The sequence below is a fragment of the Virgibacillus halotolerans genome (assembly GCF_016908515.1).
Taxonomy (GTDB): domain Bacteria; phylum Bacillota; class Bacilli; order Bacillales; family Amphibacillaceae; genus Virgibacillus_M; species Virgibacillus_M halotolerans.
Window position 1 is genome coordinate 335704 of the sequence record NZ_JAFBEA010000002.1, and the last position, 20740, is coordinate 356443.

Genomic DNA, 20740 nt, shown 5'->3' on the forward strand with positions numbered 1-20740 from the left:
TCTGACGCCTCATCCGTGTGAAAAGTATCATAAATGATATAATACGACATTAAAAACGTTCTATATTGCCTCATTAGACGACTCAGCAGACCGACATCAGTCTTATATTTTCTGAAATCACATTATGATATACTTATGGTAGGTGTGGAGTTGCTTCGTATAAGCGTAATGATAAGTAAATCCACCAAAAATCCACCTATGTCCAGGAGCATCCGATGAAACAAAAGAAAAGAAAGCCAATCCGGCTACAAACATGGATGATGTTACTTGTATTGCTTGTATTAATTATCGCATTAGCTGTAACTGGCATGTTAATCGTTAATGAAACAGCTAAAAAAGCTCGGGAAAATCAGGCAGAGAAAACGCAGGATATTGCACGTGCAGTTAGTCGCTCCCAAGTGGTTATTGAAGGAGTGACTAGAGACGTTGAATCGAATAAAATTCAAACATATACAGAAATGGTCCAGGAAGATACGAATGTTGATTATATTGTCGTCATGGATAATGACCACATTCGCCGATCACATCCTGTAGAGGAGAATATTGGTCAATACTTTGTTGGTAATGATGAGGATAAGGCGTTTGAAGGAGAACAGTATACCTCAGTCGCTGAAGGTACATTGGGTGATTCTATGCGTGCGTTCGTCCCTATTTGGAATGGGGATAAACAAGTTGGGGTAGTCGCGGTCGGTATTTTACTGGATAGAGTGGAAGATGCGGTTTCTTCCAGCCAGTACATTGTTTATATAGGTATTGCCGCAGGACTTATCGTTGGAGGAATTGGCGCTATTCTACTAGCGCGTCGTGTGAAACAAACATTATATGGTCTGGAACCAAGGGAGATTGCCCAATTATTTCAAGAGCGGGACGTGATGCTATCCTCCGTGAGGGAAGGCATTATTGCCATCAATGAAGCGGGCATCATCGTAATCGCGAATCATGCTGCGATAGAGCTGTTTCGAAGGGCGGGGCTTTCCGAACATCCTATTGGGCAGCATGTAGCATCCTATTTACCAAAGTCAGCACTACAACAGGCATTATTAAATCAAGCGGAAGATTATGATCAGGAACAACAGCTACATGGCATTAATATTGTTGTCAATATCACACCAGTTGTATCCAACTATCAAACAGTAGGCTCGATTGCAACCTTTCGAGATAAAACGGAACTTACTTCATTAGCGGAACAATTGACCAATGCGAAAACGTATGCCGATACATTGCGGGAACAAACGCATGAATTTATGAACAGACTGCATGTGATATCAGCAATGGTGCATACAGAATCCTACGAGGAACTTCAGACGTATATTGGTTATATCTCTGAAAACTATCAAAAGGAAATTGGGTCTGTTTCCCGCCTTGTAGAAGATCCGGTATTAGCCAGCTATCTTCTTAACAAGTTAAATCAATTTAGAAACAATGGTATAACGATAGATCTGAGAGGTGAACACCCTTTACCGGTAGTAAAGCATACCCAGAAACTGGAATCATTGATTACAATGATAGGTAACTTAAGTGATAATGCGATGGAAGCGGTAGCTGATCAAACAGATAAATATGTCCTTATTACGATAAATTATATAGATGGACAGATTCATTTTTCGATTCAAGACAATGGGCCTGGTTTAACGTCGTCTGAAAAGGAAGCCATGTTTCAAAAAGGGACTTCTACAAAGGGAAACAACCGAGGTTTCGGACTATTTTTGACTAAAAAAATATTGGATGAACTAGGCGGAGTGCTGGAAGTTACATCGGAAAAAGGGGAAGGAACTGTTTTTGATGTAATTATTCCTGATGAAGGCAGTGATAACGTATGATACATGTATTAATTGTGGAAGATGATCCAATGGTGGCAAAATTTAACCGTATTTATCTGGAAAAGATCGCAGGCTTTACTGTTGTGAGTGTGGTTCATGATACTTCCGCGGCTCTCACCTTTTTAAAAAACAATGATGTCGATCTTATTTTACTAGATATTTATATGGCAAATACAAATGGTCTTGATTTACTTGTAGAGATAAGGAATGCCGGTCTGGCAGTGGATGCTATTGTCATTACAGCTGCGAATGATCAACCATCGATACAAAGGGCTTTACATCATGGCGCAATTGATTATTTAATTAAACCGTTTGATTTTGGGCGGTTTAAAGAAGCACTTGTGAAGTATCAACAAAGGTTTGACGTAATGCGTGATGGAATGCGTATTCAGCAGAAGGAATTGGATGCCTTTCTGTTGGATAAACGTCGTTCCGATTTAAATCCACTCGACCTTCCAAAGGGGCTTACGACACTAACGTTGGCACGCATTGCCAAGCAAATTATCAATTGGGAAAAGGATACGTTTTCTGCTGCTGAAATAGCTGATGAGACTGGTATATCACGTGTATCGATCAGTAAGTATTTAAAATACTTGGTAGGTCTGGATGTTTTGAAGGTTGAAGCAAATTATCAAGGAACAGGAAGGCCATTACATCGTTATCAGTTAAGACCAGAAAACATTAATATGATTCAAACATTGGTGGCGGAGGAAGATCATTAAATGCTTCGCCACTTACTTATTTTACTTACAAAAGGGTTTGAATAGTTACATAAGGTATTCAAGAATATGCTTATCCTCTAAACTAATCTGAAAGCGCTAACAGCAAGGGGAGGCATTAAAATGGAACATAGATCGATCGCAACTTTATGGAGGGGCCTTTGGGCATCACATACCGAAACAAAGCAGTTGTTAACATTCGCACATATTAGGAATGCGGGAAAATCAACTGATTCAAAAAAAGATAAAGGTAATCATTCGTCAGCAACAAGAAATTCTCCTGGGAACGATAAAAAGCCAGCATATACAACTGTAAAGCTGGTTGGATTGATCTTAGGTCCTTTACTATTTCTACTAACGCTATTATTTTTTAATCCAGAAGGCTTGAATCCGGAAGCAAAGGCGGTGCTTGCTGCAACACTGTGGATTGCCACATGGTGGATTACAGAGGCAATCCCAATACCGATCACATCGCTCTTACCGATTATTTTACTGCCGATTACGGGAGCATTGGATGGAAATGCGGTTGTTTCTTCTTATGGCGATGATATTATTTTTCTATTTCTAGGTGGTTTTTTTATCGCGATGGCAATGGAAAAATGGAATCTTCATCAACGGATAGCATTGTCGATTATTGCTTTAATAGGAACAAGTCCACAACAAATTGTATTAGGATTTATGGTAGCAACAGCTTTCCTATCCATGTGGGTGTCAAACACAGCGGCCACAATGATGTTGATCCCAATGGGTTTAGCGATTGTGCATCAGGCAGCGATTTCTCTAAAGGGTGGAAAATACGCTTCAGAATTACCAAAGTTTGAAAAGGCAATCATATTTAGTATCGGTTATGCAGCAACAATTGGTGGACTTGGAACCTTGATTGGAACGCCTCCACTTAGTATACTTGCGGCTACTGTCGGTAAATTATTTGGCACATCCATATCCTTTGGTGGATGGATGGCGTTTGGCGTGCCCCTTATCGTTGTCTTTATTCCTATCTTGTGGCTTTATCTGACCAAAGTAGTTTATAAAGTGAGTTTTACCGAACTACCTGGCGGGAAAGACCAAATTAATCAACAAAGAAAAGCACTTGGCAGCATGTCTTATGAAGAAAAAGCTGTTTCAGTTGTTTTTGTATTCGCTGCATTTATGTGGATTACAAGGACATTTATTTGGGAAGATATGCTTCAGATTCCCAATATTAGTGACGGTATGATCGCAATGATGGCGGTTATTATTCTTTTCTTGATTCCTTCAAAAAAAGAGGGGGAATCAAAGTTAATGAACTGGGAAGATTCCAAAGATATTCCATGGGGTATTTTGATCTTATTTGGAGGAGGGCTTGCCATCGCTACAGGCTTTACGGAGACTGGGCTTTCCAACTGGATTGGGGAGCAATTGACATTCCTGGATGGCATGAATTTAATCATTATTATAACGGTATCAACTGCTGTTGTACTCCTTTTGACTGAAATTACGTCAAATACAGCGACAGCCACGATGATTTTACCTGTTGTAGCATCGCTTGCTATTGCTTTAAATGTGCATCCCTATGCGCTCATGGTTCCGTGTGCGATTGCGGCAAACTGTGCATTTATGCTTCCTGTAGGAACACCACCGAATGCCATTATATTTGGTACAGGAAAAATTACAATCATGGAAATGGTCAAAAATGGTTTTTGGTTAAATATAATTGGCATCATTCTGATCGTTTTAGCGGTGTATTTCTACCTGCCAGTTGTGTGGGGTATTGATTTATATGAAATACCTTCTCAGTTTAAATAGGAGGATGTAGTGTACAAAGTCGCAATTCATGGTATAATAAAACTAGAGTGAAATACAATATAAAAACCGCAACATGCTACAACATGGAACGGTTTACAACAGACCAGCCCCATCAAAAGGGTAAGGCACAGTTTAAGGAATTACCCCTCAAAAGGCCTGGACAGCACATGAGGGGTTATTTTTCATTCATGTTGGACATAACAAATGCGATTAACATACCGAAAGAAATCATCAGCATTAATACATCTACTATATCCATAGGCAACACCTCCCTCCACGGAACATGTCCCGTACGAGTGAAACGTGTGCCTTATCCCTCATGTGAAGCCGATCTATTGATAGTAACATCATAACACAATCGATCATTAGTTCCTATGTTCAGGGGACTAAAATATGATTTAAAACAGCGGTTTTTTATTGAGAAATCGCTGTTTTTGTATGGGGAAAATTGATTATAGTCCTTATTGAATAGAATATTTAGGGACGAAAAAAGGGGGTATCTATTACCACATGGATTTTCTCTTCCCAAACAGCAGTTATTCCCTCTCTTTTTCCACCGTATATCACCCTCTCAAGCTTTAATCCTCTCGTCCCTCGTTACGCAACACCATCTTTATTCTATAATTAAAAAATTATGCTGTAATAATTCCTATGATTTAAAGCCTATTTTTGAACTTAGTGTATATAAAGGAACGCATTATTGTATTTTCAATTACAAATACAGTTTCATCACTTATAAATAATATTGCTACAAGTTTTCCTAAAATTCACCTATTTCTTTGGTTGTTATGCTATAATTCTATAAGTCAAATTACCTATTTTGGTAAAATTTACTTATAAATAACATATTGGGGGCGTTTATGTGAAGTGTACAAATTGTGGGTTTGAACAGCAAGAAGGGAAATTTTGCGGTCAATGTGGGGCACCGCTTTCTGTGGGAGATCAAGAAGCTGTAAAGGTCGATGCAACAAATGAAAGCACTAGTCAGGGTCACGGTGAACAAGCGGCTGGAGCAGAAGCATCGCAAAGTGCACCGGTTAGTGATGTGAAAGATAATGAAGTGCTAGATAAGGTGAAACAAGTTACGAAAACATATGGTACCTATTATGTTAAGTATTTGAAGCGCCCTTCGCGGATTTTTTCCGAGAAAGTAGATTTTAAACATGGTTTGATCAGCATGGCGATTATAGTGATTTTAATGGCATTATCAGTTGCTTTACTCATTCGCAACTTCATGCAACCGTATGAAGGATTTGGTGGGATGTTTTCCGATTCCTCTTATAACGTTGGGCCTTCTTTCTTCGCCATGTTTGGTTATGCTTTGGTCTTTTTAGTTATCTGTATGGCTATCATTGTTTTTTTGATATATGTGGTGAATCAATTTTTCGGTACAGCATACACATTTAAAGAAATGAGCAGTGTATATGGCGCACACCTTGTTCCGGCTATTACTGTAACAGGCGTTGCATTTATTCTTATTTTACTAAAATCTAATACATTTGGCAGTTATTTGCTGTTCACTGGATTTGGTCTTGTAGTCTGGCTGTTTCCACTTTACTTGATTAGTAGTTTATTATCACGTCGTACGAGAAACATTGATCCTTTATATGGTTATTTGATTTATATCGTGTTAACAGCAATTGCATTTATCATATTTGCACTTATTTTGGTAGATTCAACATTCGGTCGAATACTGGACCAGATTGGTTATTATTGAGGTGAATCGGGATGAAACGATTTTGTACAGCGTGTGGTAAAGAAGCTAACCCAGGTAACAAGGTGTGTATTCATTGTGGAACCATGTTACCTAGTGAGGATATCGAAGAAAAAGTATTGGAAAATAAAAAGGTCAAAAAAGGTCCACCGATGCCAAAGAAAAAGAAGATTCTTTTTAGTGTAATTGGAGCTGTTGTGGTACTTGTCATTGCGTTTTCAATGTGGGCACAGTCTTATCAGTCTCCGGATGCTGTACAGAAACGGTTTGCAAAGGCTATTTCGGAAAAAGATGCCTCGAAAGTGCAAACACTATTGGTGCATGAAGATGGTTCCTCCGTTACAAAAGGAGAAGTGACAGCACTTCTAACGCTAGTGGATGAAGAAGGAACATCGGTTGTGGATGATTTGTTTTCTGTAGATGTTCATGGAAAATTTATTTTCCTTTTCACTGCACATAAAGTGGAAGCAGTTGACCAGTTTGCTGCATATGAAGGTTCTGTGGAAGGATTATCCTTTTTATTTAACGGTAAAGCCATACCAGAATATCATGCGGACAAAGGAGAAGTTGTCTATGGTCCACTTGTTCCGGGCGACTATCAGGTAGAAGCGGTATTTGAAGGCGAATATGGAAAGACAAAGAAAGAAGGTACGATAGCGCTTTTCGATTCATATGGAGATGAAACGTGGCTTGATATGGACGTGAATGTATCAAAGGTTGTTTTTCATGTTGATAATCATGATGAATTTGATGCGAAAAAGTCGTTTATCAAATTGGGTGATGAGAAAGTTTCGATTGATAAAGAGGGAAAAACGAAATCGATTGGACCATTCATACTTGATGGTTCAGAGCAGGTGCAGACCGTTGTTACGATGCCATGGGGTGAGGTGGAATCCAAGCCAATTGATATTGATGGGTCGGAAATGACACTTCATGCGGATCTGTTGTCTAAGAAGCAATTTACGGGATTGGAGGAAACTTTAAAGAACTTTGGAGAACAATATGTTGAATCCATGGCGAGTAAAAGTACGAAACCACTTAAAGCAGTCACAGATGACGTGAAAACGGTGGTAGAGGAAATGATGGACGAAGATTATTATTACTCTGGAAAGTTTGAAAAAGTGGAAATTGACCGTAATTCCGTTCAAGTGGACAACAGTGCAAAGCAACCGCAGATTGAAATATTAACAGCGTATACGTTCAACGAGGCGTATCATGATCTTGACGCGGATCCAGACTTTTATGAAGAGGTTCCACGTTTGTCTTTAGATCTTTCTTATGACGAAGATAAGAAAGCATGGAAAATACTGTCTGTAGGAGAGTCAGACTACTGGGGAGATTTTGTCGCAACAGATACGGCAGAAGGTTCTAAGGAACTTTATAGTCCAGGTAAAGAGGCTGTTGCTAAGGCGAAAAGTGATGCAGTGAAAGAAGATATTACCTATTTCATGGAGGCCTATACACAGGATAGTGTCAATGCAATCAATTATAGTGACTTTTCTTATGTTGAGGATCATATTGTCCCAGATAGTCCGAGATGGAGTGAAGCAAAAGATTATATTGATTACCTTGAGTCCAAAGATATTACGGAGGACTTGCTAGATTTAGAGATTCAATCTGTTGAAGAAACTGGAGATAACACATGGGAAGTCACTGTGATTGAGTCGTTCACCATTTATAAATCAGATTCCTCATCAGACAAAGAATTTAAAACAAAAGTTATTGTGAAAAAAGTCGATGATGTGTATATGGTTTATGAACTGATTGAAACGAATGAGATATGATTGTAGGGACAGTCCCCATAGGGGGTCTGTCCCTATTAAAAATGATATAAATAAAGTTTCTAAACTACAAAACATGTAACAAAAGACGTTTTACATTCCATATTCGAATGTTGAAACGTCTTTTTTCTTTCATTTGCGTGGGAATGATCTATTATTTTTGTATTAGATAGAAGGGTGCTTCATTTTGGTTATTTGTAATCATTTCTCAATCAATAGTAATGCTTTATATTCAGGCATTAAATACCAATTTTTGAAGAAAACAGGAAAGCCCTTGCTTTTTTAATTGAGAATGGTTATCATTTTGGACACAAGTTGATAATGATAATCGTTCTCAATTATGTAGTTATTTGATGTATGGAAGGGAATGATGGTATGGACATAAATAAAATGAAAGATAAAGTCGCTGTTGTAACAGGTGCAGCTGGTGGGATTGGTCAAACTGTTGTAGAGAAACTGGCAGAAAACGGTGTGATCGTTGCAGCAGTTGATAAGGATGCTGTTGCCTTAGCGCGATTCGTAAATACAATGAATGAAAAAGGACTTCAGGCTTCGGCTTTTCCTGTAGATATAAGTGATCATGTTGCAGTTGATGAGATCATAGCTGCTATTGAACGCGATATTGGGCCAATAGAGATTTTAATTAATGTAGCAGGTGTGCTGCACTTAGATTCAGTTGAATCGCTTAAAAAAGCGGATTGGGATGCCACGTTTGCCGTTAACACGACGGGCGTGTTCCATGTCTCACAATCAGTGAGTGGACGAATGATCCCGCGTAGAAAAGGAACGATCGTTACAGTAAGTTCGAATGCCGCCAATATACCAAGAATGTCGATGGCTGCTTATGCAGCTTCAAAAGCGGCAGCAACCATGTTTACGAAATGCATGGGACTGGAGCTTGCACAATATAACATACGTTGTAATATCGTTTCCCCGGGTTCAACGGAAACGGAAATGCTGAAAATGCTTTGGAAGGATGAGCATGGTGAGCGGGAGACGATAGAAGGTTTATCTAACACGTACCGGGTTGGAATCCCATTACAAAAAATCGCTAAACCAACGGATGTTGCTGAAGCAGTACTTTTTTTTGCTTCTGATCAGGCTGCACATATCACGATGCAGGATGTGTGTGTGGACGGTGGAGCTACTTTAGGAGTTTAAGTATTTTAAAGCATTTGATATAGAGGAATGGTAAAAAATAGGAGGAAATAAAAATGAGTGAGACGAGTGCATCTAAACAAAAAGTGTTGTTAGATGACTATCAAACGGGTGATTTTTTCTTGTCTTCGCCAAATCAAGCATTAATTGGAAAAGGCATTTATTCCAAAGTAGAGGAGGAGGAGGGACAAGCAAACCAATTAGAAAATTTGCCAGAACGTGTCAAGGTGGCGCTTAACCGGGCGAAACTAGCTGGGCAAGTAAATCCTGTCGCTGTAGGGGCAGTTCCTTTTGATCACTTTGAACCTTCACAACTTGTTATACCTGCGGATGTCAGTATATCTGGACGCATACATATGGACCCTGATGACCAAGCGGCGCTGTCATCGATGTCATCGTATGAAATGGAATCTATTCCACAGCCAGAGGAGTTTATTAATGGCGTTAATCAAGGATTGAAAACGATCAAGGAAGGCCCGATCAGCAAGATTGTGTTATCCAGATCATTGGACATTACAGCAAGGGAAAAAGTGGATGTTCAGCAGCTGTTAAAAAATCTAGCACTGCACAATACACAAGGTTACACTTTCGCTGTTGATTTACCTGAAGAAACGAAGGGACGAAGCGAAGTTCCGGAAAAGCGCACATTGGTGGGCGCAAGTCCTGAATTGCTTGTATCCAAATCAGGGGATACTTTACTAGCAAACCCACTCGCAGGTTCTCGTCCGCGAAGTGATGACGCAGCTGAAGATCAAAGACGAGCATTGGAACTACTGGATTCTGCCAAAGATCTGCATGAACATGCAGTTGTAGTAGATATGGTGAAGGAGGGACTGGCACCATTCTGTGATGGAATCGAGGTACCGGAGCAACCATCCCTTGTTAAAACGGAGGCAATGTGGCACCTCTCTACAGAAATTAAGGGGAAGCTCAGGGATGTTGCAACCTCTTCACTGGAACTTGCTATTGCATTGCATCCGACACCGGCCGTGTGTGGACATCCGACAGCATTGGCAAGAGAGGAAATATATAAAATTGAACCATTTGATCGCGGATTTTTTACTGGAATGGTTGGATGGTGCGATGCGAATGGGGATGGTGAATGGATTGTTACGATTCGTTGCGCAGAGGTTAAAGCGCGTTCACTTCGTCTTTATGCAGGTGCAGGCGTTGTAGCTGGATCGAAAGCGGAGGATGAATTGGCAGAGACATCTGCTAAGCTCCAGACGATGCTCCAGGCGATGGGAGTTAAAAAAGAAAGCTTAATAGATCAATAGGGAGGAATGTGTGATGCTTGGATGTCAACCATGGCCACAAGATTTCGCAGCATTTTATCGGAAAATGGATTGCTGGCGGGGGGAAACCTTTGGAGAAATGCTTCGCGATCGAGCGAGAGAATTGGGAGAACATATTGCGTTAACAAGTGGTGATAAACAAGTAAGTTATGCAGCGCTGGATCGAAAGGTTGATCAATTGGCTGCAGGGTTCCAGCAGATAGGCATTGAAAAGGAAGACCGTGTCGTTGTGCAACTGCCAAATCGGATTGAATTCTTTGAGGTTTGCTTTGCCCTATTTAGACTCGGAGCACTACCTGTTTTTGCTTTGCCATCACATCGATATAGCGAAATAAGCCATTTTTGTGCGTTTTCAGAGGCCAAAGCTTATGTCGTGCCAGATCGCTTTGCGGAATATGATTATCTTCCGATGGCAAGAAAGGTTCAACAAAATACCCCTACTTTACAGCATGTTATTGTGGCTGGGGATTCGGAGGAATATCTTGCATTAGCTGACCTATACAGTGAAGCGGAATTCACAGCACCTGAAGTAAAGCCGGATGATATCGCTTTTCTTCAACTATCGGGTGGAAGTACGGGTCTTTCTAAACTTATTCCGCGAACACATGACGAGTATATTTATAGCTTACGCCGGAGTAATGAAATCGTCGAGCTGAATGAGGACAGTGTATATTTGGCCGTGCTTCCTGCTGCACATAATTTTCCGCTCAGTTCGCCTGGTGTACTTGGCACACTTTACGCTGGAGGAAGAGTAGTTCTCGCATCGGGGGGAAGTCCAGATGAGGCATTCCCGCTAATTGAACAGGAAAAAGTCACGATAGCAGCACTTGTACCACCGATGGCAATTATTTGGCTCGAGGCAGTTAAAACGCGCTCCTATGATTTTTCAAGTCTTCAGCTTATCCAAGTTGGGGGAGCGAATTTTAGTGCAGAGATAGCAAGACGTATACAACCGGCTTTTGGTTGTAAATTGCAGCAAGTATATGGCATGGCAGAGGGATTAGTAAACTATACGAGATTGGATGATCCAGATGACGTCATCATCCATACACAGGGGCGGCCAATGTCTCCTTATGATGAGATCCGGATTGTTGACCAAGAGGATCGCGAAGTGGAACAAGGACAGGTGGGTGAACTATTAACGAGAGGGCCCTATACGATTCGCGGCTATTATAAAGCAGAAAAGCACAACGAGAAAGCATTTACTTCCGATGGATTTTACCGTACGGGGGATCTGGTCAGGATGAATGAAGCGGGCTGCATTGTCGTTGAAGGGCGTGCTAAAGATCAAATTAATCGTGGTGGTGAAAAGATTGCTGCGGAAGAAGTAGAGGATCACCTCATCGCCCATCCCAATGTTTTGGAGGTAGCGATTGTATCCATGCCTGATAAGTTTCTTGGGGAACGATCTTGCGCTTTCATTATACCGCACCAACAAACACCAAATAAAGCGGAGCTTAAAGTATTCCTGGAAGAACGAGGGATTGCGGCATTTAAAATTCCTGATCGAGTGGAGTTTGTAGATACATTCCCAGAGACCGCATTAGGAAAAATCAGTAAAAAAGCATTGCGTGAGATCATTACAAAAAAGCTAGCAAGCGTTTAACTATTAATTTTTGATAGAGCCTATTCGTTAATTTGTCGCTTATTATTATCGTATTTATATAAACTGCGACATAAGAGCAGGTTGATTTCCAAACAAGATTCTTAGTTGGCCGCAGCCCGTATACACTACGCGCATCCTAAGGCGGTTGCCTGAGCCTCCTTGTGCTTATGCGTGAGGCCACTGAAAAGTAAATAAAGCACTAAAATATGTGGATCTACCATCGCATCTTCGAATATACTGCGCTTTCCGCGGGCGAGTGTCGAGCCTCCTCGGACTAACGTCCTGCGGGGTCTCGCCGATCTCTTACTTCCCGCAGGAGTCTCCGTATATTCGAGATGCTAGATTAAGGTGAAAAGCAAGATTTTTTAAAATCTACCATTTTTTCAGTGGCCTCTTACGCACTGTGGGGTCTCACCGATGCCTTTTCGACGAACACGATGTTCTAGTGTTGGCGTTGGTCACAGGACGTGACGGTTATTAGCCGACCTCCCGCTGGAGTCTTCGTGTATACAGGCTGCTGAGTATGGTCTTTGCCAATAAAAGCATGCTTTAGATGGATAAAATGATAAAGTACCTTCCTGTAAATAGCATTACAAGCCCGGATCGATACCCGACGGTGGAATAACGCACCTATTGATTTCAGCATTACAGATCTAACATAGATAGCATTTATGTCGCAGCTTTTCGTCTAACTCTTGGAACGTATTTTATTTGTATGAAAGCTGAGTTATTTACCATAAAAATTGAAAGGAAGTGATTGGATGGGTATCCCTACAATCAAATCATATCCGATGCCAACTGCGCCGGATTTACCAGAAAATAAAGTGTCATGGCAGGTGGAGCCTGATCGAGCTGTGTTGCTGATTCATGATATGCAACAGTATTTTATCGATTTTTACCATGCAGATCAATCACCGATCACAGAACTTGTACAACATATCGTATCACTGAAGCGCCAATGCAAAGCACTTGGTATTCCAGTTGTTTATACAGCACAGCCTGGAGATCAGGATCCATCAGACCGGGCATTACTTACAGACTTTTGGGGTGACGGCCTTGCAGATGATCAGAATGTGACGAAGATGGTGGACGAACTAATGCCAGAGGACAATGATCTTGTACTTACAAAATGGCGGTATAGTGCGTTCAAGAAATCAAATTTGCTGGAAATTTTACAGGAACAAGGGCGTGACCAGCTGATTATTTGCGGTGTTTATGCGCATATTGGGTGTCTCATAACAGCAAACGAGGCATTTATGAACGATGTGCAATCCTTTTTCGTAGCGGATGCGGTAGCTGATTTTTCATTGGACGAACATAAGATGGCGATGAATTACGTAGCTAAACGCTGTGGTGTAACTATATCTACAGCCTCATTAATGGATGACTTGCAAAATGCAAAAGACATGTCTGCAGGTGGAGTGGCACACGCGCTTACATTTGAAGGCGTGCGTGAGCAAGCTGCAGAACTGCTTGATATACCGGCGTCAGAACTGTCCGATACAGATGATTTGATGATGATGGGACTCGACTCTATTCGACTGATGAGTTTGGTTGAAGAATGGAGGCAAGTTGGAGTGGATGTTAATTTCATGGAAATAGTGAAGAAAAGGACACTATCTGACTGGTGGAGCTTGATATCGAAATCTAAACAAGAGATATGATGGGAATTAATCAATGGAGGAGTTCATGGATATGTCAAATTCTGTAACAAAACACCAGCCATTAACCGGTGCCCAGTCTGGTATCTGGTACGGGCAACAAATGGATCCCGAAAATCCAATATACAATACTGGCGAATATATAGAAATTACGGCCCCACTGGATTTTGTGTGTTTTGAAAAAGCATTGAGACAGGCAGTAGAGGAATCTGAGTCTCTACATGTTCGATTTGGAGAGGATATAGATGGACCATGGCAGATGATTGGTACAAAGAGAGAGTTTCAGCTTCATTTCATTGATGTCAGTGCCGAATCAGATCCACGTGGAGTTGCTGAAAGTTGGATGAGAGCTGACTTTAAGAAGCCGCTTGATTTGAAACGGGATCTCTTGTTTAATCAAGCCCTATTTAAGATTAGTCAAGATCGGTATTTCTGGTATCAAAGGATTCACCACATTGCAGCAGATGCGTATGGATTTTCTTTGATTGCACAGCGTGTGGCTAAAATATATACATCACTCGTAACGGAACAACCGCTCACTGAGGAAGCATTGGATGCATTGCAACCTGTTTTAGATGAAAATCAATCGTATCATGAATCAAAGCAATACGAACTTGACCGTCAATTCTGGATGAATCGTTTCAGCGATCATCCGGAGGTGGTCAGTTTAGGCGAACCTGCACCAAAAATGTCAAATCGCTTCACACAACATACGGATTATTTATCGATTGATGCATTGGATAGGCTGAAGCAAACAGCGCGCCAACATAGAGGAAGCTGGTATGAAATGATTATCGCATCGATGGCAATTTACATGCATCGCTTAACAGGTACAAACGATGTTGTCCTTAGTTTGCCAATGATGTGTCGTATGGGAACATCCGCTGTAAGAGTGCCAGCAATGGTTATGAATTTGTTGCCATTGCATCTTTCCTTACGTCCGGACATGACATTTGTTGAACTATTTGAACAAGTGAAGCAAGAAATGCGGGAAGTACGAAAGCATCAATATTACCGATACGAAACATTAAGGCGGGATCTTAAATTATTAGGTGATAACCAACGGCTGTTCGGGCCACAAATTAATATGATGCCATTCGATTATGCACTTAATTTTGCGGGGAATCGAGGTATCACACACAAACTTTCGACTGGACCGGTAGATGATTTGTCGCTTAACATTTATGACCAGCATGATGGAAATGGAGTAAGGGTTGATCTAGACGCAAATCCTGACGTCTATAGTGATCAAGCCGTCGCACGCCATCTGCGTCGATTACTACATGTGATTGAAAATGTTTCAAAGTTAGACGAAAATCTCGCCATCGCAAGGGTGGATTTGCTTTTGCCAGAAGAACGCCTTCAGGTGCTGGGGACCTGGAATGATACATCACAAAAGCTCGCAAATACTAGTGCGCAGGAACTGTTTGAAAAACAGGTCTTAAGGAGCCCGATGGGGGAAGCGTTGAAGTTTAATGGCAACACGCTGCACTATGCAGTGCTGGATGAGAAGGTCAATCGGCTTGCGCATCTGCTGCAAGCGCGAGGTCTTGGTCCCGAACAATTTGTAGCAATAGCGTTACCTCGTTCAGAAGATATGGTTATTGCGATGTTAGCTGTTCTTAAAACAGGCGCTGCATATCTGCCAATAGACCCTGATTACCCCATAGATCGGATTACATATATGTTGGAAGATGCGAAGCCAGCATATGTCATTACCAACAAGGCAATGAAGGAGTTATTAGCTGAAAGCCAAGTCCCGCAGCTGATTCTTGATGATTTAGCCATTCAAGCGGAATTGTCGCGTTATGTGCACATTGGATTTCGCGCACAGTCGGTATCAGGACAACATCCGGCATATATGATTTACACATCAGGGTCTACTGGGAAGCCGAAGGGTGTTGTTGTGACGACGGAAGGTCTGGTTAATTTTCTGCTATCCATGAAAAACAAAATCTCCCTTGGAGAACAGGATAGTCTTTTAGCTGTCACAACAATTGCATTTGATATATCAGCGTTGGAGGTATTTCTTCCACTTATTAGTGGTGCTACTTGTGTGATTGCTGAGAAGGTAACAACGCAAGATCCAAACGCATTGGCGGGCATGATTGATGCAAATGGGATTACGATCATGCAAGCAACACCGACACATTGGCATGCGCTTGTATCCAGCTGTCCCAATGCTTTACGGGGGCTTCGCGTGCTTGTTGGTGGTGAGGCACTTTCAAGTAGTCTAACGGAAGCGCTACATCAACTTGATTGCGAAATAACGAACCTTTATGGACCAACGGAAACAACGATATGGTCTACAGCAATCGAGCTAAATCCGAGGCAAGAGGGGACACCTAGTATTGGCCAACCGATTGAAAATACACAACTGTATATTCTTGATGCGGGGCTACAACCATTGCCGACAGGAGTAGCTGGAGATCTGTATATTGCTGGAACAGGATTAGCTCGAGGTTATCTAGGTCGTCCTGATTTGACGGCTGCCCGTTTCGTCGCCAATCCATTCGGAGCTTTTGGAGAGCGGATGTATCAAACAGGTGATATTGCCCGTTGGCGTGCTAACGGTACTTTAGAATATGTGAGCCGATCCGATCACCAACTGAAAGTTCGTGGTTTTAGAATAGAACCAGGTGAAATTGAAGCCGTATTGTCCGGTTACACGGAAGTTAGTCAGGTTGCAGTCATTGTTCGTGAAGACCAACCAGGGGACAAACGTGTTGTTGCCTATATTGTACCGCAACACAATAAGCGTCTTGATGTTGGGGAACTTCGCCTGCTTGCGAAGCATTATCTACCAGATTACATGGTACCTTCAGCCTTTGTAGTAATTGATACGTTACCGTTAACACCAAATAAGAAGATTGATCGGAAGGCATTACCTGCACCTGACCTTCAAGGGAGTGTTTCTGGGCGGGATCCAAGAACACCACAGGAGGAAATTTTATGTGATTTATTTATGCAAGTACTTGATTTACCTCGGGTCGGAATTGATGATAGTTTCTTCGATTTAGGAGGACATTCTCTGCTTGCTGCACATTTAATGAATCGAATTCGTGATGTATTTGATGTTGAACTCGGGATTGGAAAACTGTTTGATACACCGACTGTTGCTGGACTTGTGGAACAACTTGATCATGGTAAACAAGTTCGTCCGCCAGTGAAGCAAGTAGAGAAACCGGATGAAATCCCATTATCATTTGCCCAACGGCGACTGTGGTTCCTCTATCGTTTAGAAGGACCAAGCCCAACATATAATATTCCAGTTGTCGTTCAGCTGTCTGGAAAGTTAAACCAGGATGCACTACAAGCCGCTTTAATTGATGTGGTGGCACGTCATGAATCATTACGAACGATATTTCCGGAAAAAGAGGGGACTGCGAAGCAACTGATTTTGGATACAGACCAGGCTGTACCTACATTGCATGTTCATAAAATAGGTACATCAGCATTAGCGGATAACCTGAATAAAGCTGTCAGGTATCGTTTCCATCTTGATGCGGAACCAGCATTTCGCGTTGAACTGTTTAAATTAGGTGTAAATAAATACGTGTTGTTATTATTGGTGCACCATATTGTCGGTGATGGATGGTCGTTGACGCCATTAACAAGTGATTTAAAACTGGCATATAAAGAACGTTTTCATGGCAATATTCCAAAATGGGCAACGTTGCCAGTGCAATATGCTGACTATGCATTGTGGCAGGATGAATTATTAGGAAATGAACAGGATCAGCAAAGCTTAGTTAGGGAGCAGTTGGAATACTGGAAAAAGGAACTGGCTAATTTGCCTGATCATCTAGCATTACCAACGGACTTTCCACGACCAGCGGAATCGAGTTATCAAGGAGATACCTACCATTTCACGATTAATCCAGCACTTCACCGTAACTTGACGGAACTGGCCAGAAAAAACGGTGCTAGCTTATTTATGGTTCTGCAAGCAGGATTGACAGCACTGTTAACGAGACTGGGTGCAGGCGATGATATTCCATTAGGAAGTCCTGTTGCTGGGAGAAATGATGATGCATTAGGTGAGCTTATCGGCCTGTTTATTAATACGTTGGTGCTACGAACCGACACTTCTGGCGATCCAAGCTTCCGTGAGTTGGTGGATCGTGTTAGAAAGGTGAACATCAATGCTTATGAAAACCAGGACTTACCTTTTGAGCGATTAGTTGAAGTACTTAACCCAGTCCGGTCCAGATCGAAACATCCATTATTCCAAATCATGCTCGCATTGCAAAATACACCTGATCCAAATCTTGACTTAGCTGGTATGGAGAGCGATTTATCCATTCGTAGTGTAGGATCGGCAAAGTTTGATCTAACATTAGAGTTTCGTGAAAATGTAGATAAAGGCGGTAAACCGGATGGCCTGGATGGTTTTCTGGAATATAGTACCGATCTATTTAAGCGAAATACGATCGAAATCATGATGGCGCGTTTCAGCCGGCTATTAGAGGACGCTGTTACAGATCAGGATAAACCAATTGGTCGCTTAGAAATACTGGCATATGGAGAGCAGCAAAAGCTCCTTACCAGTGGGAGTAAATATACGAAAGACGTGCCAGCAACTTGCTTACCAGTAATGTTTGAAGAGCAAGCGGCGCTTCGACCGAAAGATACGGCCCTTGTGTTTGAAAATAAGCAGTTGAGTTATGGGGCGTTGAATGAACGTGCGAATCAGCTCGCACATTTACTTATTCAAAAAGGTGTCGGACCTGAAGATTTCGTGGCACTTGCGCTACCACGATCATTAGAAATGGTTGTAGGGTTGCTCGGGATATTGAAGGCGGGAGCCGGATATGTGCCGCTTGATCCGAATTATCCAAGTGATCGAATCGCATTTATGATGAAGGATTCACATCCGGTATTTGTGATCACCAATGAAGCGAATGCGGATAAGTTACCTGATATGGACTTAACACCATGTATTGTTTTGGATGGGAAGGTCACGAAGGATGCCTTAAACACAATGAGCGTAACGAATCCAATGGATTCAGAGCGAGTTCAACCATTGTCACCGCTACATCCGGCATACATTATTTATACTTCCGGATCGACTGGTGTACCAAAAGGCGTCATCATACCTCATCAAAACGTCATTCGTTTACTTGGCGCAACTGCACATTGGTTCCAATTCGATGCAAATGATGTATGGACGTTGTTTCATTCGTATGCTTTTGACTTTTCAGTCTGGGAAATGTGGGGGCCTTTACTATATGGCGGAAGACTCGTAATTGTTCCGCACGAGATGACCAGATCGCCTGTGGATTTCTTGAAATTACTCGTTCAAGAAAGTGTAACGGTGCTAAATCAGACACCATCTGCATTCTACCAATTGATGCAGGCAGATCGGGAGCATGCAGCAATTGGTCAGCAGCTTTCATTAAGGTATGTGATTTTCGGAGGAGAAGCACTGGAACAAAGCCGTTTAGAGGACTGGTATAGTCGTCACGCGGACGATGCACCAAAGCTTATTAATATGTATGGAATCACGGAAACGACAGTTCACGTTACCTACATTGAATTGGATGAAAAAAGTGTTGGCTTAAGAGCAAATAGCATTATTGGTCAAGGCATCCCCGATCTCGATGTGTATGTGCTTGATGATTCACTGCAGCCGGTTCCGACAGGCGTGGTGGGAGAATTGTATGTATCTGGAGCTGGTTTGGCACGTGGATACTTAGGACGTCCCGATTTAACAGCAGATCGATTCGTGGCAAATCCGTATGGTCCGAGTGGGACGAGGATGTATCGCACTGGCGATTTGGCTCGTTGGAAGGAATATGGAACATTAGATTACATGGGGCGTGCTGATCAGCAAATTAAAATACGAGGTTTTCGGATTGAATTAGGTGAAATTGAATTTGTGCTTGCGCAGCATACTGCGATTGGGCAAGTGACTGTCGTGGCTCGCGAAGATCAGCCAGGGGATCAACGTTTGGTTGGTTATATTGTTTTAAATACGGGAGAAAACGTTGATGGTACAGATTTGCGAAGTTACGCTGCGAAATGTTTACCGGATTACATGGTACCATCAGCTTTTGTAGAGCTTAACAGCTTGCCATTAACGGCGAATGGAAAGTTGGATCATAAGGCATTGCCGAAACCTGATTATATCATCGAGTCGGATAGTCGTGGACCAAGAACACCACAGGAAGAAATGCTATGTGACTTATTTATGGAAGTACTTGATTTACCGCGTGTAGGAATAGATGATGAATTCTTTCATCTAGGTGGCCATTCACTACTAGCTGTAAAATTGATGACACGGATTAGGGAAGCGCTTGGTGTGGAGTTAAGTATCGGTAATTTATTTGAATCTCCAACCGTTGCAGGTTTGGCCAAGCGGCTTGAAGTTGGTGATAATCAAAGTGCACTTGACGTCCTTCTACCACTTAGAAAAAGCGGTAACCAACTGCCGATGTTTTGTGTGCATCCAGCTGGAGGACTCAGTTGGTGTTACGCAGGTCTGATGACTGCATTAGGTAAAGATTATCCGATTTATGGACTACAGGCGCGAGGCATTTCAGAACGGGGAAAATTGCCAAAATCAATCGATGAAATGGCTGCTGATTATATTGAACAAATGCAAAAAGTTCAGCCTCATGGTCCATATCATTTGCTTGGCTGGTCGTTAGGCGGGAACGTTATCCAGGCGATGGCGACCCAACTGCAAAAACAGGGGGAAGAAATTGCACTTATTATTATGCTGGATGCATATCCGAGCCATTTCCTTCCGATTAAACAGGCACCTGATGATGAAGAGGCCCTTGTTGCGTTACTTGCATTAGGTGGATACGATCCGGATAGTCTAGGCGACAAACCATTGGATTTTGAACATGCACTCGAACTACTTCGTGAAGATGGCAGTGCTTTAGCAAGTCTTGAGGACGAGACAATTAGAAGTCTAAAAGAGACGTATGTCAATTCTGTGCAAAATTTAAGTGAATATGAACCTAAAAGTTTTCATGGAGACATTCTCTTTTTCCGTTCGACGATTATTCCTGAATGGTTCGACCCTATTTCTACCAACTCATGGGAACCGTATATTAACGGACAAATCGAGGTATATGATATCAATTGCCGCCATAAAGATATGTGTCAGCCGGAACCACTAGCGGAAATTGGCGAAGTGATAGCCAATAAGTTAACGGCATTGAATGATCGTGTTTCAATAGAATAATGG

General features: G+C 41.9%; 11 protein-coding genes. 10 read left to right on the forward strand and 1 reads right to left on the reverse strand.

Features of this window, described 5'->3' with window-relative positions:
* Positions 1–215: 215 nt before the first annotated feature.
* From dcuS to JOC34_RS07910, 3 genes are all read left to right on the forward strand, one after another.
* Positions 216–1820 (forward strand): DcuS/MalK family sensor histidine kinase, encoded by a 1605-nt coding sequence (gene dcuS, locus JOC34_RS07900; RefSeq protein ID WP_205136209.1) that lies wholly within the window; start codon positions 216–218, stop codon positions 1818–1820.
* Entirely contained in the window at positions 1817–2542 is a 726-nt protein-coding gene (locus tag JOC34_RS07905) for a response regulator (RefSeq protein WP_205136210.1), read from the forward strand. The genes dcuS and JOC34_RS07905 overlap by 4 nt, the downstream gene beginning before the upstream one ends.
* A gap of 120 nt (positions 2543–2662) precedes the next feature.
* Complete coding sequence (locus tag JOC34_RS07910; protein ID WP_205136211.1) at positions 2663–4324, forward strand: SLC13 family permease; 1662 nt, start codon at positions 2663–2665, stop codon at positions 4322–4324.
* 175 nt (positions 4325–4499) lie between these two features.
* Here the strand turns inward: JOC34_RS07910 and JOC34_RS21720 are convergent, their stop codons facing one another.
* Positions 4500–4583 (reverse strand): putative holin-like toxin, encoded by an 84-nt coding sequence (locus JOC34_RS21720; RefSeq protein WP_338062656.1) that lies wholly within the window; start codon positions 4581–4583, stop codon positions 4500–4502.
* A 603-nt stretch (positions 4584–5186) separates the two neighbouring features.
* Between JOC34_RS21720 and JOC34_RS07915 the strand changes: the two genes are divergently transcribed.
* From JOC34_RS07915 to JOC34_RS07945, 7 genes are all read left to right on the forward strand, one after another.
* The gene (locus JOC34_RS07915) at positions 5187–6041 is read left to right on the forward strand and encodes a DUF6574 domain-containing protein (RefSeq protein WP_205136212.1); all 855 of its coding nucleotides are present in this window, start codon (positions 5187–5189) and stop codon (positions 6039–6041) included.
* Between the two features lie 11 nt (positions 6042–6052).
* Positions 6053–7822, forward strand: a complete 1770-nt coding sequence (locus JOC34_RS07920) for a TcaA NTF2-like domain-containing protein (protein WP_205136213.1) — start codon at positions 6053–6055, stop codon at positions 7820–7822.
* A 372-nt stretch (positions 7823–8194) separates the two neighbouring features.
* A complete protein-coding gene (locus tag JOC34_RS07925) occupies positions 8195–8980 on the forward strand; it encodes a 2,3-dihydro-2,3-dihydroxybenzoate dehydrogenase (RefSeq protein ID WP_205136214.1) in 786 nt (261 codons plus the stop codon).
* Between the two features lie 53 nt (positions 8981–9033).
* Positions 9034–10254 (forward strand): isochorismate synthase DhbC, encoded by a 1221-nt coding sequence (dhbC, locus tag JOC34_RS07930; RefSeq protein WP_205136215.1) that lies wholly within the window; start codon positions 9034–9036, stop codon positions 10252–10254.
* Positions 10255–10264: 10 nt separating this feature from the next.
* A complete protein-coding gene (locus tag JOC34_RS07935; protein WP_205136216.1) occupies positions 10265–11878 on the forward strand; it encodes a (2,3-dihydroxybenzoyl)adenylate synthase in 1614 nt (537 codons plus the stop codon).
* Between the two features lie 761 nt (positions 11879–12639).
* Entirely contained in the window at positions 12640–13542 is a 903-nt protein-coding gene (locus tag JOC34_RS07940; protein WP_205136217.1) for an isochorismatase, read from the forward strand.
* Between the two features lie 31 nt (positions 13543–13573).
* Positions 13574–20737, forward strand: coding sequence for an amino acid adenylation domain-containing protein (locus JOC34_RS07945; RefSeq protein WP_205136218.1), 7164 nt, complete (start codon positions 13574–13576; stop codon positions 20735–20737).
* Positions 20738–20740 lie beyond the last annotated feature (3 nt).